Below are 15,010 nucleotides of genomic sequence, written 5' to 3' on the forward strand. Positions count from 1 at the left end.
CGCTAAGACATGCGTTGAAGCACTCGTTCGGGCAACGCTGATCCGGAAGGGAATCAAGCAGCATTATGCAAATTTTTGCAACTGGACGGCAGCGCATGATGCCTCCGAGGATGTAAAGTGGTGGAAATGCCGCTTTCAAGGAGCATTTATGGTGATCCTAGCGAGAGAGCAGCGGCATTTCCTGTCGCGAGAGACATCAGCAAGCGTTGGCCGCACCGGATTGCGCTGAGCTGGTGGGAGCAGGATTACCGGTGCCAGTTCCCGCTGCGCGCTGGCAATCATTCGGATCGCCGCCGGAGGCACCTGAATTGCTGGTGCTGTCCGTGGGATTGCCAGCGTCGGCTCCAGTGCCAGTAGAATTGCCGCCGCTGTTGCCGCTCCCGGATGCGGCGCCGCCAGACGACGAGCTATTGCCCGAGGTCCCGCCGTTAGCAGCCCCGGAGTTTCCCGAGCTTCCCGACGACTGGGCGATGGCGGATGTCGCGAGTGTGAGTGCGAGCGCGGACGTTGCAAGGATCTTTATGATCATGAGTATCACCTTTGGGTTAGGACATCGTTACTATGGTCCAACCTCGAAAACACGACCGGGTTCCTGCAAGAGAGCCCGCGTTCCGGATATGTCCGTCAACGTACAGAGGAAGGCTCGATCAGGCTTTTATCGGCAGGTGGTGATAGGCAGCCATTGATCTGACTTCGGGATGAAAACTGGCCAACGCCACTCATGCGCTTTGGCCGCCGCGCTGGCCAAATTTGGCCGAATGGAGGAAGCAAGAGTGGCCGCAGCTCGCGTGCTCCAGCTTTCGTTTCGACCGCCAGTTTGTCGGTGTAAACTAAGGCTCCAGCTCTGACATCGGTTTTCTGTAGCGTCCCGCGGAACGAAGAATGCCGGAATAAGCCGCCGTTGCCCTTGGCGATACCCGACGCAAATCAACGCATCGCAAGCTAGCACACTGTGGATCGTTTGCGGATCGCGCGCTTCTGCAATGCCATCAGCATTCTTAGAGCACGTTTACTTGCGTAGGTCGGCTGCCTTTTGATCCAAACCGACGGCGGCGCGCGAGAAAGTTCGGCAGGATGTCGTGGCTGCCAGTTCGGATAACTGCTACTGGTGCCCGGAAATATTGGTCGGCCTTGTTTCGTCGGTGAGGTCAGCATGCCAAGCGGCGGAACTTCCATATTTCGTCTATGTTTTATGGACATGAGCAACACAGAGCAAAGAGCCACGAAAGGCATGGTCAAACTCGGTCTGACTATCTTTGTCGTCGCGGTAATTATTGCGGTGGCGTATTTGGCTTTCTTCACGCCGGGAAAAGTCTAGTCCGACGCTGCGACAGCGGCCACCAACAGCAGCACTGACCCGGCGCCGGCGGAAATGGATTTGCCCCTACTGGAGCAGGCGAGATGAGCGATAACTTCAGCGCGAAAGAGACCTTGGCCATATATGGCGCGTGCGCGACCACGATCACACTCGTCCGGGATGGCTTTTTCACCGAGGAAAAGACGCCGACAATGCAAGATGCAATCGACTACCTTAAGGCATTGGACGCTGCCCCACTTGGCGTCGTTCTCCACATCCGCGTCCACGGGCGCAACATTCCATTCGGCCGGGATAACGTATCGAAGCTGATGGGGGAGCTTTGAGTAGATGCCGGTCCTTTTTCCGATAGGACATGATCCGGGGTGGCTGCCTTGCGCAACTCGTTTCGCTGCTTAACTGTTGAAGGCGGGGTTCGGCTTCACGCGCTCTTTCTCGTGCGGTCCACTACTCCGAAGACGAGGAATGCAAGCTCGCTGCCAGCCAAAATAGCTGAAATCGCGACGGCGAAATCTACCCGCCGATCGCATCTGCGAGATCTCCGTTGCGCTGCTAATCCGCCCTAGCTCGACTTCCGCGACTGGAACGATGGACGTCCGACAGAATTCGCCCTGCTAGCGACAGCTATTCCACCTGGAGCGATCCCGCGAGAGCCCCGTCATTACTGGTTTCGGTACGGTTTTGGACCGTGCGGTTGGGTTTTGGAACGCAGTCACCATTCGGTTGTTGAGTTCAACGCTACATGGAGATCCTCATGTCTCAATCTGATCACCCACGCAGCCCAATGAACTTCCAGTATCCTGGTGAGCAGACCCGCGGCGATCCTACCATGGGCATGATCAATGCCGAACTGGCCGACAAAGGCTTTCTCGTCACTAGTACGGATGAGTTGATCACCTGGGCCAGAACCGGCTCGTTGATGTGGATGACGTTCGGCCTTGCATGCTGCGCCATCGAGATGATGCAAATGTCGATGCCGCGCTACGACGTCGAGAGGTTTGGTGTTGCTCCGCGCGGCAGCCCCAGGCAGTCCGATTTGATGATCGTTGCGGGGACGCTCTGCAACAAGATGGCACCAGCGCTTCGCAAGGTTTACGATCAGATGCCCGAGCCGCGATACGTAATCTCGATGGGCTCTTGTGCCAATGGCGGCGGATACTATCACTACTCCTATTCCGTAGTGCGTGGCTGCGACCGTATCGTTCCCGTGGATATCTACGTTCCAGGCTGCCCACCAACTGCTGAAGCATTGCTCTATGGCATCTTGCTCCTGCAGAAGAAAATCAGGCGTAACGGCACGATCGAGCGATAGATACGACCGTTCCTATTGCCGCACCTCTCGGTTTGCCGCGGCGGCCGAGGCCGACCCGAAACTACTCCAAATTCGAAGTCATTCGCTTTCCAGCTCTGGGCGACTTTCAACGAGTTCGCGGTCGAGGATCTGGAAGAATTCTGAGCAGGGAGGAATGCAAGTCTCGCCGCCGCCGGCGTCTCCTGGACTTGGCGGGTCCCAATTGTACCAGCACAGCCGGGATCGACACCTTCGACAACGGGCCGCCCTACGACATCCTCAAGGCGGTCGAGGATGAATGCCACGTCGAAATGGCGGTGCGGGATTCTTCCAGGATGAACTGACGATGACGCAGGAGCAGAACCTGCTCGTGGTCGCGGGAAGCAATGCGGACAGCGATGACGACGTGCAATATCTACATCGTAGCGTCGCTCGGCTAAGCTTCCAGCGCCGCTTTGAGCTTGCCAACCACATCAAGGCGGTTTCGAACATCATCATCAGGATTGCAAACGCACACAGTAGGCAACCGACCAGCTGAACGCAGCATTCAAAAACAGCAAGGCCAGCTTTCTCATGGGACTGTCCAACGTAGTCCTCAATGATGATCCTCATCCCGATGTCCATGTAATGGCGCTCAGGATAACGAAAGCCAGCGAGGGCGCGCCCCAAAAGCTCCCGGCGGCATCACGGTCGCGACCGAGCAATATATCCCAAGGGCAACCAGGTAGGGCGTGTCAGAATGCCTGGCGCGTTGCCAGATCCCTGCTTTCGAACATAAGATCTCGTCCCCCCTTTGGCTGACCCAAGGCCACGAACTCGTCCCAACGGTGTAGCCATAACTTCTCCAAATATAGGCTGTTCGGCATCATCAGTCGATTGTTACGTACCGTCGGTCAACCGGACCGGCAGCAGGGACAAGCCGCGCCCGGTTGCTCGTGGTGGAGCGTGTCCAGGGAACCGGACAAAGCTACCGAGCTGGCAAACCGATTTGGTTTATTTTCATCGCGGGGACCCAGCAATGACCAGTAGGCGTTTGGGCTTCTCGAATGCGAGTCGTCACGTCGGGTAAGACGCCGGCGATATCGCCGACGTCTGTCATCCTCAGAGCTGCTCCGTCTGCGCACCGCTGTTCGGTTTTGCCGGACCGAGCACCGGTTTCTGTCCAAGCGCTGCCGTCATAGGCATGGAGGTGAATTCGCCCTTTCCATCAACAGAGGAACCCTGTGACCACCGGCCGGGGACCGGATCGCTGGCGTCGGCTTGAAAGCCGAGGAAGGTATAGCTGAATTCCTGCTTTTCCTGCTCTTGCGGAAAGCTGTTTGGGATTGGGAATACACCCGATGTCCCGCCCAATTCCTCGAGAGCGGCTAGCCACTGGTTCTGGTGCATGGTATCGCGGGCGATCAGAAAGGATAACATATCCTTCATGCCGGGATCGTTCGTCATGTTGAACAGGCGGACAGCTAGCACCCGCCCGGTCGATTCGGCAGTTACGTTCGCGGTCATATCCGCGGCAATGTTTCCGCTTGCATAGATATGCGACATGTCGAATGGCACGCCGTCGGAATCGACGGGCATCGCCGAAAGTCCGGCAGAAAGCAGGTTCTTGAGGTTGATGCCGCCAAGGACGGCTCCCCCGATCGGATCGGCGGCAATTTGCTCTTTGAGTTTGAGCGGCGCGCCCTCGAGGTTCATGGCAACCGCGGTCGCGAGCATTTCGATATGTCCGAGTTCTTCCGCAGCGGTGTTCATCAACAGGTCGCGGAACTTAGGGTCCCCGCGAGCGCCGCATGCCTGAAAGAAATATTGCATCGCCACGCGGATCTCGCCCTCGACGCCGCCGATCGCCTGCTGCAAGGCGCGCGCGAACAGGGGATCGGGCTTCTCAACCCGGACAGGATATTGCAGCTTACCGTCGGTATAAAACATGGAGACTCTCCTCTGATGTGAAGCCACACGAACAACTCATGGCGGTTTCGGTTCCATGCCACCCACGAATTTCACCAGTTAAAGGCTGCAGGCGTGTCGTTCGGGCAAAATCTCGCTGACGATCAAAGCTGCATCGGAAAAATTCCCGTACGTTACCGCGCGGTTCTCGAACCGTTCGGAACGCGCAGACGCCATGCCCATTCCTGTTCCAGCACAGTAGGAGAGGGATATGAGTGGACCGGGTTCAGCAGGTGCCGAAATGGAAAGGGAAATTGTTCGTTGATGCCGACAGTGCGCCGGTTTGTAAAGCAGCTCGAGCGATCTGCACAGATGCAGACGGATCTCACGCAGGATACGATGTTAAAGGCGCTCGCCCACCGGATAGCACAACGGCGCAATCGGAAGAATCGCCGTTGGGGGGAGAAACCTCTCGCTGCCAAGTGATGGGATTGGGCGACAACAGACACCGGTGGCGCCGCAGCAAGCTTCCCGAACTACAGCGAGGAGATGCACTGGGGCAGTCGCCATGGCCTCGTCGCCGCCTCGGGCTGCTGGCCTAACTCTTCCATGGAAATTTCCGCTAAAGCCGGCGGTTGGCATGCCACCGCGCGCAATTCTTCAGAAGCGCGCTCCCATTGTTCTCGGTCCCGTCCAGCGGGTGAGCCCTCCCTTATCCAAATGTCATAAGCTCGACGGCGGATTTCTACTTCGGAATCGTTCGCCATCCCAGTGCCTCCTCTGTGCTCGCAATGGCTTGGAAAATCAGACATCACGCCGGGCTCGCGTTGGTCCGTACAAATTGGTTCGTGCCAACTTTTTATCTGGCCCGCGTCAATCCCGCGTTCTGTCGGCATCCACCCGATGTCTTTGATCACCTAGGGAGACGAGGTTCATTCCAGTGCCTCCGTCGAGTGGGCAAACGCGACCCGGTGCTGGTCGTGCTAATCGGAAACACCTATTGCAGTTAGACCTTGGCAGTCTGCCCATCTTCCTTGAGGCTTGCGAACCTGGTAGTGACAGCAGCCACGTTCTCGTCCAGCCACTGGGCCATTGCCTGTTCTTCTTTCAAGTTCGCCAGGAGCGCGGAGGTTACATTTCCGTGACCGGCAAGCTCAGCAAGGATGAGGAGCGATTTATAAGCTGCGATTTCAAAATTCTCGAATGCAAAGTTGGCGAACGAGTTCTTGAGGATTTCGTCGCCTGCTATCGTATGCCCCATCGCCGCCATGCTTCCGGAGAAGGAGAGGGCAAAGTCCTTCAACGTAGAACTGTCAGCGCCGAACTGATCTAGCAACTCGTCAATGCGTCCAATCTGACCCTCCGTCTCGGTGATGTGCTGCTCAAGACGGCGGGCGACCTCGGGATAGCTTTCGATGCGAGCGACCTGAGGACGCATGATCGACAGAGCTTGGTTTTCCATGGCGTGTGCGTTCTTTAGGCCTGTGACGATAAGGGTTTCGTGTCGTGCGTCGGGCATGTTTCTCTCCTGAGTTGAAGGCGATCTAACTTCCAGGGTGTCCCGCGGTTCCCCTGTCCAGCTTTGAAGATTGGAGGAACTAACCGTCAGCAGGCGGCGCTCCAAGGCGTTGCTTTCCGCAATGGCCGTCGTAGCGATTCATCATCCTGAGCAGCGGGGAAGGCAAAAGCTCGGGTCAATGGGCGTATCAGCGCAACCTTTGTGTCGGAGGTGTTGATGACGGGAACGTTCGCGCGGCGCTTCTTGGAAACGAAGTTGAGCACGGCGCGTCACCAAGCGAGCTGCGGTTTTCTGCCCGGCCGACGAGTGGGATTTGAGGGAACCCATCCATCGATCTATAACCAGCCGCAAAGCAGCAGCTACAGCAACATGTATCTGTCATGACACCAGTAGGGATGAAGGAGATGATCCACGCACAAATGACATGACTTGTCTCGTGGTGACGATCCTGCGGTGCCCTGCTCGAATCCGACCAAGGCAAGACGAGTTAAGGACGCACGTGCGGGCCTGTCATCGGCTAGAATGGTTTCGAGCTCGACGAGGAGGACCTCCGGCATGGTCGCAACTATTGTCAAGAGCTCGGTTGTGATTGCGCCGGTCTGGAACTCTTCTCCCACATAAAAAGCTATGAGGGCGTTGTCTTCGAAGGCATCGATAGCCGTTACTACTGCGTTCCCTGGAAAGGCGCTGATCGTGCCGCCAATCATGTTGATACGGTAACCGGCGAGATCGGCGAGCCCGCTGCAGCTCCGACCCCGAAACTGATAGCAGATCCGACCTCTTTTCAGATACTCGACGGAGAACCGGAACGAGAACCCGCTGTCACACGGGTAGGTTAAGGCCGTGAGCTGGGCGAGCGTATCTTGAAAGGCTGTCCGGGCATCAGTCATCGGCTTTCAAACTAGGCCTGCCCCCGGATGTTCCAGGAAGGCAGCAAGCTAGCGAGTTCCAACTGTGATTGGCCACATAGCTGCCTGTTATTCAAGAGGGCATATCCGAGGGAGCGATACCGCCGCCTCGAAATCGCCTGAAGTCAAAAGTCTTTTTACATCACGTTCAAGCTAGCCTCCCACTTGCAGCGTCCGCAATCGTACTGGAACTAGCTGCCCCCTGCACGGTTTCAGAGGGCAGCCGCGTCTAAGGACGCAGGCGAAGGAATAGGCGAGAGTACAAGAGCCCCAGGGAACCCAATGTACAATCTGGAAATCGAGCCGGGTCTGCAACCGGCGCAGAAACTTCGCGTGCAAGAGGTCGGCGTCTACCGTGGCCCGAACCTTCACAGTCGAACCAAAATGGTCCGCATCCAGTTGGACCTTGGGAAGTTGGAACAGTATCCGACAAATCTTCTGCCTGGCTTCGTTGATGCCCTTCTGAAACATGTCCCCGGATTGCGCGAGCATGGTTGCAGCTATGGTGAACCCGGAGGGCTGGTTCTGCGGATGGAAGAGGGCACGTGGCTCGGACATGTCGCCGAGCACGTCGCCATCGAACTGCAGAACATGGCGGGCGCCGATGTTGCCCGCGGCAAGACCCGTTCGGTGACCAACATGCCCGGCGTCTACAACGTCATGTTCGAATATGAAAATGAGGATGTCGGCCTGTTGGCCGGACGCTTCGCGTTAGAGCTCGTCAACTTGCTATTGCCCATCGAATTGCAGGGGCTTGCTGGCGCCGACATGATCGCACCGTCCCCTCTTGCGCTGTTTGCCATGCCTGAAGCCCTGCGCGTTCTGCGCGCGATGCATTCTGAAATTGCCTTCGGCCCCACGACCGCATCGATCGTTCGTGAAGCTGAAGCGCGCTCCATCCCCTGGCGAAGACTGGACAACAGCAGCCTTGTCCAGCTCGGCTATGGCAAACACATCAAGCGCATCAGAGCAAGCTGCAGCTCCCTTACCTCCGAGATCGCAGCGGAAATAGCCAGCGACAAGGAACTCACCAATCGCCTGCTGATCGAAGCTGGCCTACCGGCGCCGCTGGGCACCGTTGTCAGTAGCGCGGAAGAAGCGGTCGAGGCAGCACGGACGATAGGCCTTCCGGTCGTCATCAAGCCCGTGGACGGCAACCATGGTAGAGGTGTCAATATCGGTCTTTCGACCCATAGCGAGGTGGAGTGGGGTTTCGAGCAGGCGCGAGCGCATAGCAGCCTGGTCCTTGTGGAACAGCAGTTTGTCGGCGGGGATCACCGCATCCTTGTTATCGGCGGCAGGCTCGTTGCCGCTGCAAAACGTGTCCCCGCCCACGTCGTCGGGGACGGCAGGGCGACGATCGAGCAGTTGATCAACCGCGAGAACGAAGATCCTCGCCGTGGCGAGGGGCATGAGGCGGCACTTACCCGGATCTCGATCGACGAATGCCTCATCCACTACATCGCCCGTTCCGGATATACGCTGGCTAGCGTTCCGGAAAGGGGGAAACCGGTCATGCTCCTGCCAACTGCGAACCTGTCAACCGGTGGCACCGCCATCGACTGCACCGAAGACATTCATCCGGACAATGCGCTGATTGCCTGTCGCGCGGCGCAGATTATCGGCCTTGACATAGCCGGCATAGACTTCGTCGCGCCGGATATCAGGAAGTCTGTTCTTGAGACAGGCGGGGGCATCATCGAGGTCAATGCGGGACCGGGGTTTCGCATGCATCTTTATCCCTCCCAGGGCAAGCGGCGTGACGTTGCAGGTCCGGTTTTGGATCTTCTTTATCCGCCAGGCGCGCCCAGCCGAGTGCCGGTACTGGCCGTGACAGGCACGAACGGCAAAACGACAACGACCCGGATGCTGGCTCATATCCTCGCCGCCGATGGCCAGATAGGCGGAATGACGTCTAGCAACGGCGTCTACATCGACGGCCGGCGTATCATGGAGGGCGACTGCACCGGTCCAATGAGCGCGCGTGTTGTGCTGGGCGAACCGACCATAGACGTCGCTGTTCTCGAAACGGCGCGCGGTGGACTGCTTCGTGAGGGACTGGCATTCAACGCTTGTGACATAGGCTGCGTGACGAATGTGACGGCTGATCACCTTGGCCTTCGGGGTGTCCATTCGGTGGAAGACCTCGCCGCTGTAAAGTCGGTGGTGGTTGAAGCCGTTCATGAAGATGGGTGGAGCATCCTCAACGCCGATGACCCACTGGTCGCCGCCATGCGCGAGGAAGCCGGTGGCCATATCTGCTACTTCTCCACGAAAGCACCCAAGCAGTGGCCGGACTTTTTGAAGGACCACGTTCTCCACGGCGGCCGAGCCCTGGGATGCGACCTGGCTTCCGGCCTGTTCGACATGATACTCTACGACAAGGCACAGAAAATGCTGATCTGCCGCGTCGACGAGATCCCCGCCACCATGAACGGAATGGCTGCCTTTAATGTCGAGAATGCGCTGGCAGCGTCAGCGATGGCCGTATGCAACGGTGTTCCTTTGCCCGTCATCCGTGAGGCGTTGCGTTCATTTGGAACATCCTACGAGCAGTCGGCTGGACGTCTTAACATGGTCGAGCGCGAGGGGGTCCGTATAATCGTGGATTATGCCCATAATCCGGGAGGTCTTCGCGCCCTTGGGAGGCTGGTCGGAAAGCTTAGGACCGGGAATAGCAGCTGCATTGGCGTCGTCGGCATCGGCGGTGACAGACGCGACCAGGATATTTATGAAATGGGCGAGATTGCGGCTAGCGTTTTTGACCGCTTGATTCTGAAGGAGGACTATGATTTGCGGGGAAGATCGGCTGGCGAGGTTGTTGCCATTCTTCGTCAAGGCGCGCTCAAAGCGGGCTTCGACGCTTCCAAGCTCGAGGTCGTGCTCCGCGAACACGAGGCGGTCGAGCGCGCGCTGGGCTCAGCCCTAAATGACGACTTAATAGTCGTCACCGCTGACGACATCGCCCGTGTTTGGAAGCGGGTCTCTGCCCCGCCGGCCAACGAACTCGATCCTCTCCCATACAAGGGCGCTATTCCACTCCAATCAGAAATTCGGGTTTTCTGATGTGGTCAATCATTCTCCATGGCGGAGCTAAAACAATTGCAATGAAGGATATGGCTGCCAACCGTTCCGGCTGCAGAAAGGCTTTGGAGGCGGGTGCTGCGATCCTCAGGAATGGCGGCACGAGCATTGACGCCGCAGAGGCGGCAGTGCGCGTTCTTGAAGACGATCCGACCTTCAATGCGGGTTACGGCAGTGTTCAGAACGAAGATGGCGAAGTCGAATGTTGCGCGGCGATGATGGAGGGGGAACGCTTCAACGTTGGCGCGATCGCGGCGGCGAAAGGTGTTCGCAATCCGGTTGCGGCAGCAAAAGCAATGTTATTCGATAAGCCCGTGCTGATCGCAGGCGACGGAGCAAGAGCGTTCGCCGCGCAAGCCGGCCTCAGGCTCTGCGATCCGGATGCGCTCATCGTTATGCATGAAGCCAAGCAACCGGATGCCGAAAAACGTCACGACACCGTTGGCTGCGTTGCACTCGATGAACAAGCACTTTTGGCGACTGCCGTGTCAACCGGTGGATTGCAGGGAACTCCGGCCGGTCGCGTCGGCGATTCCCCTCAGCCAGGTTGCGGTTCTACTGCGACAACAATATCGGCGGGGCAGTATTTTCGGGTGATGGTGAGGATATCGCCAGGATGATGCTCGCCGCCCGGGTCATGTACGCCCTTCACGACCTCTCGCCGCGAGAGGCGGTAGAGGCCTCGCTCGCTCATCTCGAGCGTATCGGAGGAGAGGCCGGTGGAATTGCTGTGACGCCTGACGGCAAGTTCGGCTGGGCTCACAACAGCGAGCATTTTGCCGTCGCCTATGCGAGCAGCGGTGAGCCGTCTCCAAAGGTTTATTTGAGCAAATCGGAAGAGCAAAATGCTTAAGAAGACCAAGACTGCGAACGGTCGAGATGGCACGCTCATCATCATCGGCGGCCATGAGGACCATGACGGCGAGCGCGTCATTCTCAAGGAGGTTGCAAAGAATGTCAGAGACGGAAAGCTCGTGTTGGCAACCGTCGCGTCGCACGAGCCGGAAGGATATCTCGAAAAATACCAGCGGTCGTTCGGCGATTTGGGCATACCCCATGTGACCGAGCTCTATATCGAGGAGCGGGACCAGGCGACGAGCGAAGACAAGCTTGCAGGACTTCGCGACGTCGGCGCCGTTTTCTTTTCTGGCGGTGATCAGCTCCGCATCACCAGCCTCATCGGCGACACGCCGATCGACGAGCACGTCCATGAAATCTTTGCAAATGGCGGCGTCATCGCCGGCACGTCCGCCGGAGCTTCGGCGATGAGCGATACAATGCTGGTCCGCGGCTCAAATGCTAGCTCGTTCCGGATTGGTGATCTAAGCATGGCTCCCGGGCTGGGTCTGCTCCCGAACGTCATCATCGACCAGCATTTTGCCGAGAGGGGGAGGATCGGCAGGTTGATCGGCGCCGTATCGCAGAATCCACGGGTCTTGGGTATCGGCATCGATGAGGACACCGCGATCGTCGTGCGCGGTCACCGTTTCGAGGTCATTGGCACTGGAGCGGTTTACCTCGTCGACGCTGGAGACATCACCCATACCAATATCGCTGAAGCTTCCCCGGACGAGGCACTATCGATCTATGATCTGAAACTCCATGTCCTAAGCTCCGGTGACGGCTTCAACCTCGAGACCCGTCGGCCGGACCGCGAGACCGTCGCAGTCTCTCTTGAAAAAAGGTGGTAACAGTATGCGGGGGCGCATGGCAACCGCTGTCGCGAGCATTTCAATGTGACCGAGCGCTTATGCAGCCGTGTTCATCAACAGGTCACGGAAATCTCGGATTGCCGCGCGCACCGCATGCTTGAAAGAAGGGTCAATCGCCTGCCGACGAGCCTTCTCAGTAGCCTGGTTCGTAGATGTACATCGCAGACGCGCCGCGGCTGACAGCGTTGCCGCTCGTTAATCAGCGATCGACTTCGCCGAAGACGATGTCGAGGGAGCCGAGAACGGCGGAGACGTCGGCAAGCTGATGGCCGCGGCACATGAAATCCATTGCCTGCAGATGGGTAAAACCGGGTGCCCTGATCTTGCAGCGATATGGCGCATTCGTGCCATCGGCGACAAGATAGACGCCGAATTCACCTTTCGGCGCCTCCACGGCCGCATAGACCTCCCCCTTCGGCACTCGGAAACCTTCGGTGTAGAGCTTGAAGTGGTGGATGAGCGCCTCCATCGACCGCTTCATCTCGCCGCGCTTAGGAGGCACGACCTTGCCGTCGTTCGAGTTCACGGGGCCGGTGGACGCGCTTCCGAGCAGCAGGTCTGCGCACTGGCTCATGATCCGCACCGATTCCCGCATTTCCTGCATACGGATGAGATAACGGTCGTAGCAATCTCCGTTCTTGCCGATCGGAATATCGAATTCGAGGTCGGAATAGCACTCGTATGGATTGGCTCGTCGAAGATCCCACGCAGCCCCCGAACCCCGGATCAGCACACCGGAAAAGCCCCAGGCCCAGGCATCTTCAAGTGAAATGAGGCCGACGTCCACGTTGCGCTGCTTGAAGATCCGGTTGTCGGTGAGAAGGCCGCCGATATCTTCAATAACCTGGGGAAATTTCCGGCACCATTCGCCAATGTCTGCAACCAACTTCGGCGGGAGATCCTGATGAACCCCGCCCGGCCTGAAATAGGCGGCATGCATGCGAGAGCCGGAGGCGCGCTCATAAAAGACCATCAACTTCTCACGCTCTTCGAAACCCCAAAGGGGCGGCGTCAACGCCCCAACGTCCATCGCTTGAGTGGTGACATTCAGCAGATGAGAGAGAATGCGGCTGATCTCGGCGTAGAGCACGCGGATTAGCTGCGCGCGATAAGGCACCTCAAGGCCGAGCATCTTTTCGATCGCTAAGCAATATGCGTGCTCCTGGCTCATCGGCGCGACATAATCAAGCCGGTCAAAATAGGGCAGCGCCTGAAGATATGTCTTCTTCTCGATGAGCTTCTCGGTGCCGCGATGTAGAAGACCAATATGGGGGTCGATGCGCTCCACGATCTCCCCGTTGAGTTCCAGTACCAGCCGCAATACGCCGTGTGCGGCGGGATGCTGCGGGCCGAAATTGAGGTGGAAGTTTCGTACATCGTGCTCTGCCACTTGGTATTCTCCCTGGATCACCGCCTTTACTGCTTGGATGGGTCGGCAGCTGATTTCTCGTCGCCTGGGAGGACGTAATCGGTTCCTTCCCACGGGGAGAGGAAATCGAAGTGCCGATATTCCTGCTTGAGTTCCACCGGCTCATAAATCACGCGTTTCGCAGCGTCGTCGTAACGAACTTCGACGAACCCGGTCAGCGGGAAATCCTTGCGCAGCGGGTGTCCTTCGAAGCCGTAATCCGTCAGAATTCGGCGCAGGTCCGGATGGCCGGTGAAGAGGATCCCGTACATGTCCCAAGCCTCGCGCTCATACCAGTCCGCGCACGGAAAGAGCTCGCAGGCCGATGGCACCGCTGATTCTTCGTCGGTCTCGAGCTTAACCCGAAGCCTCAGGTTTTGCGTCGGAGATAGCAGATGATAGACAACATCGAAACGCTCGGCCCGGCCCGGCCAGTCGACGCCACAGATGTCGAGTAGGCAGACGAAGCGGCAGTTTTCATCGTTCCTCAGGAAACCGAGCAGCTCAATGATGTGCTCCCGGCCGGTGTGTAGCGTAAGTTCTCCCAGCTTGAACTGATGGTCCGAGATTGCCTGCGGCACCTTGTTGACGAGGTATGATGCGAGTTCGGGAAGATTTCCGCTCAAAGGTGGCTCCATGCGCGCGTTGAAGGCAGTCGAACCCACAAGCGCCCGTTGGGTTCCCGCTTCGGCGAGAATTCGGTGGCGGCGGGTTCGTCTTACGTCGAGGGCGCCGCGCGCCCTCGACTGGCCGTCAGCAGAGGGTAGGGTAGCTATTGCTGGACTTATGAGACCTCGCGATGGCCGGAAATAGAGGGCCGAGATTGACCGCTGGCAGTCAAGGTTGGCTTGGCTCTGACTACTGAACAAGAGCATCATGAGGTCGGCGGACCGAACCGGCACCATGGTGCTTGCCGTGCGACGCTGGCGACGGCAGACGGAGGCTGCTGATGTCGCGCAGCCGACGGCGTCGACCACGCGGTGGCGGGTGAGTGTCATGCCTTCGGGGGAGCGGTCGATGGGATCGTCATGGACACAGAGGGTGCCGATCACCTGCAGGGCGGCGAATTCGCCATGGTGGCGAAGATCGCCATGTGTCGGCCGGCTGGTCCTGCAACTGGTCGAAGAGCTGCAGAGGCGCGGCCTTGGCGTCCGCCGAGCGCACCTGATTTCGAAGAGGTCGACGGTACGCGGCCGGCGATCCGTCCAGCACGGTGAAGCCAGTGCGCGATGTCGCGTGGCTGACGAAGCTGTTTTGTGGAGAAGATCGAGCCCGGGATCGGGATCGGAAGCTGACCCTGTTCGCGGCGATGACCGAGCCGCTGGAGGAGCGCCAGGGATCGTCATCGCTGGTCGAGGAGGATGTCACCGACGTTACGCCGCTGATCGATATTTACGGCAGCCGAAGCCAGCTTGTGTATCGGGTGATACGACGGCTTCATGAAATTCCCTCTTGTTTGATTCTGCAGCTCGCAAACTTCGGAGCGAATTGTTTCATCGGACCTGTCTAAACCACACGCGCAAGCAGCCGCCAGTGGCAGAAATCACCAAAGCTGGTGGCTGGAAGCCCAAACGTCCGCTTGCGCCCTAAACAGCTACACGCCGGAGAAACTCCGGTCTCGGGCTGGGCGCAGATGCGATGGGGCGTCTTTGATGTCGGCAAGTATGCCGCGCTTCTTTAGGAACCGGCGAAAATTGTCTGCGACAGCCTGAGCCGGAAGTTGGCCGCTTGCTGCCTTCCTGCATGCGTCCAACATCACCTCGCAGACGATGTCGCGGTTGTTTTGCGGCCATTCGTCCAGGAGATCAAGACGTCGTCGAGACCATTGATCTCCTGTATGAAACGCTTCCGCTGCGCGTAACTCGGGCGGCCGCCGCGAGGGCAAT

11 protein-coding genes and 4 pseudogenes are annotated in these 15,010 nt (G+C 58.2%); 8 read left to right on the plus strand and 7 right to left on the minus strand.

Annotation, left to right across the window (positions count from 1 at the left end; all coding sequences use genetic code 11):
- Positions 1–942 precede the first annotated feature (942 nt).
- Positions 943–1,153 (minus strand): annotated as a pseudogene (locus AC244Q_RS33955) (hypothetical protein); the annotation flags it as partial.
- 248 nt (positions 1,154–1,401) lie between these two features.
- On the opposite strand from AC244Q_RS33955, the gene AC244Q_RS33960 reads away from it, so the two are divergent.
- From AC244Q_RS33960 to AC244Q_RS33970, 3 genes are all read left to right on the plus strand, one after another.
- Complete coding sequence (locus tag AC244Q_RS33960; protein WP_128407286.1) at positions 1,402–1,641, plus strand: phospholipase D-like domain-containing protein; 240 nt, start codon at positions 1,402–1,404, stop codon at positions 1,639–1,641.
- A gap of 458 nt (positions 1,642–2,099) precedes the next feature.
- Positions 2,100–2,627 (plus strand): NuoB/complex I 20 kDa subunit family protein, encoded by a 528-nt coding sequence (locus tag AC244Q_RS33965; RefSeq protein WP_128407295.1) that lies wholly within the window; start codon positions 2,100–2,102, stop codon positions 2,625–2,627.
- Positions 2,628–2,952: 325 nt separating this feature from the next.
- Positions 2,953–3,144: an alpha-crystallin domain-containing protein gene (locus AC244Q_RS33970; protein ID WP_245460579.1), complete on the plus strand. Its 192-nt coding sequence runs from the start codon at positions 2,953–2,955 to the stop codon at positions 3,142–3,144.
- Between the two features lie 563 nt (positions 3,145–3,707).
- Here the strand turns inward: AC244Q_RS33970 and AC244Q_RS33975 are convergent.
- From AC244Q_RS33975 to AC244Q_RS33990, 4 genes are all read right to left on the minus strand, one after another.
- Entirely contained in the window at positions 3,708–4,535 is an 828-nt protein-coding gene (locus AC244Q_RS33975) for a manganese catalase family protein (RefSeq protein ID WP_128407285.1), read from the minus strand.
- A gap of 494 nt (positions 4,536–5,029) precedes the next feature.
- On the minus strand, positions 5,030–5,389 hold the full coding sequence (locus AC244Q_RS33980) for a DUF2934 domain-containing protein (protein WP_487764171.1): 360 nt from the start codon (positions 5,387–5,389) through the stop codon (positions 5,030–5,032).
- A 110-nt stretch (positions 5,390–5,499) separates the two neighbouring features.
- Positions 5,500–6,012, minus strand: a complete 513-nt coding sequence (locus AC244Q_RS33985) for a ferritin-like domain-containing protein (protein ID WP_128407283.1) — start codon at positions 6,010–6,012, stop codon at positions 5,500–5,502.
- 359 nt (positions 6,013–6,371) lie between these two features.
- Positions 6,372–6,902 carry a hypothetical protein gene (locus tag AC244Q_RS33990; protein ID WP_003555386.1) on the minus strand — a complete coding sequence of 177 codons (531 nt, stop codon included), beginning with the start codon at positions 6,900–6,902 and terminating at the stop codon, positions 6,372–6,374.
- A 300-nt stretch (positions 6,903–7,202) separates the two neighbouring features.
- Here AC244Q_RS33990 and cphA point away from each other — a divergent pair, with 300 nt between their 5' ends.
- From cphA to AC244Q_RS34005, 3 genes and pseudogenes are all read left to right on the plus strand, one after another.
- Entirely contained in the window at positions 7,203–9,986 is a 2,784-nt protein-coding gene (cphA, locus tag AC244Q_RS33995) for a cyanophycin synthetase (RefSeq protein ID WP_128407282.1), read from the plus strand.
- Positions 9,986–10,857: pseudogene (locus tag AC244Q_RS34000) on the plus strand (isoaspartyl peptidase/L-asparaginase family protein). Before cphA ends, AC244Q_RS34000 begins: the two are co-directional and overlap by 1 nt.
- On the plus strand, positions 10,850–11,695 hold the full coding sequence (locus tag AC244Q_RS34005; RefSeq protein ID WP_003555390.1) for a cyanophycinase: 846 nt from the start codon (positions 10,850–10,852) through the stop codon (positions 11,693–11,695). The pseudogene AC244Q_RS34000 and the gene AC244Q_RS34005 overlap by 8 nt, the downstream one beginning before the upstream one ends.
- A 220-nt stretch (positions 11,696–11,915) precedes the next feature.
- On the opposite strand, the gene AC244Q_RS34010 is transcribed toward AC244Q_RS34005, so the two are convergent.
- Both AC244Q_RS34010 and AC244Q_RS34015 read right to left on the minus strand, forming a co-directional pair.
- Complete coding sequence (locus AC244Q_RS34010) at positions 11,916–13,106, minus strand: NADH-quinone oxidoreductase subunit D (RefSeq protein ID WP_128407281.1); 1,191 nt, start codon at positions 13,104–13,106, stop codon at positions 11,916–11,918.
- 26 nt (positions 13,107–13,132) lie between these two features.
- Complete coding sequence (locus AC244Q_RS34015) at positions 13,133–13,750, minus strand: NADH-quinone oxidoreductase subunit C (protein WP_003555392.1); 618 nt, start codon at positions 13,748–13,750, stop codon at positions 13,133–13,135.
- A 259-nt stretch (positions 13,751–14,009) separates the two neighbouring features.
- Between AC244Q_RS34015 and AC244Q_RS34020 the strand changes: the two are divergent.
- A pseudogene (locus AC244Q_RS34020) lies at positions 14,010–14,135 on the plus strand (damage-inducible mutagenesis protein); the annotation flags it as partial.
- 84 nt (positions 14,136–14,219) lie between these two features.
- Positions 14,220–14,574 (plus strand): annotated as a pseudogene (locus AC244Q_RS34025) (DNA polymerase Y family protein); the annotation flags it as partial.
- Positions 14,575–15,010: the final 436 nt, after the last annotated feature.

Source organism: Rhizobium sp. CB2179, from assembly GCF_057653455.1.

Bases quoted from the DNA above. Each gene is read 5' to 3' on its own strand.
- AC244Q_RS33980 (WP_487764171.1), bottom strand. From the start codon at position 5,389: ATGCCGACAGAACGCGGGATTGACGCGGGCCAGATAAAAAGTTGGCAC.
- AC244Q_RS33975 (WP_128407285.1), bottom strand. From the start codon at position 4,535: ATGTTTTATACCGACGGTAAGCTGCAATATCCTGTCCGGGTTGAGAAG.
- AC244Q_RS33985 (WP_128407283.1), bottom strand. From the start codon at position 6,012: ATGCCCGACGCACGACACGAAACCCTTATCGTCACAGGCCTAAAGAAC.
- AC244Q_RS33970 (WP_245460579.1), top strand. From the start codon at position 2,953: ATGACGCAGGAGCAGAACCTGCTCGTGGTCGCGGGAAGCAATGCGGAC.
- AC244Q_RS33965 (WP_128407295.1), top strand. From the start codon at position 2,100: ATGAACTTCCAGTATCCTGGTGAGCAGACCCGCGGCGATCCTACCATG.
- cphA (WP_128407282.1), top strand. From the start codon at position 7,203: ATGTACAATCTGGAAATCGAGCCGGGTCTGCAACCGGCGCAGAAACTT.
- AC244Q_RS34005 (WP_003555390.1), top strand. From the start codon at position 10,850: ATGCTTAAGAAGACCAAGACTGCGAACGGTCGAGATGGCACGCTCATC.
- AC244Q_RS33960 (WP_128407286.1), top strand. From the start codon at position 1,402: ATGAGCGATAACTTCAGCGCGAAAGAGACCTTGGCCATATATGGCGCG.
- AC244Q_RS33990 (WP_003555386.1), bottom strand. From the start codon at position 6,902: ATGACTGATGCCCGGACAGCCTTTCAAGATACGCTCGCCCAGCTCACG.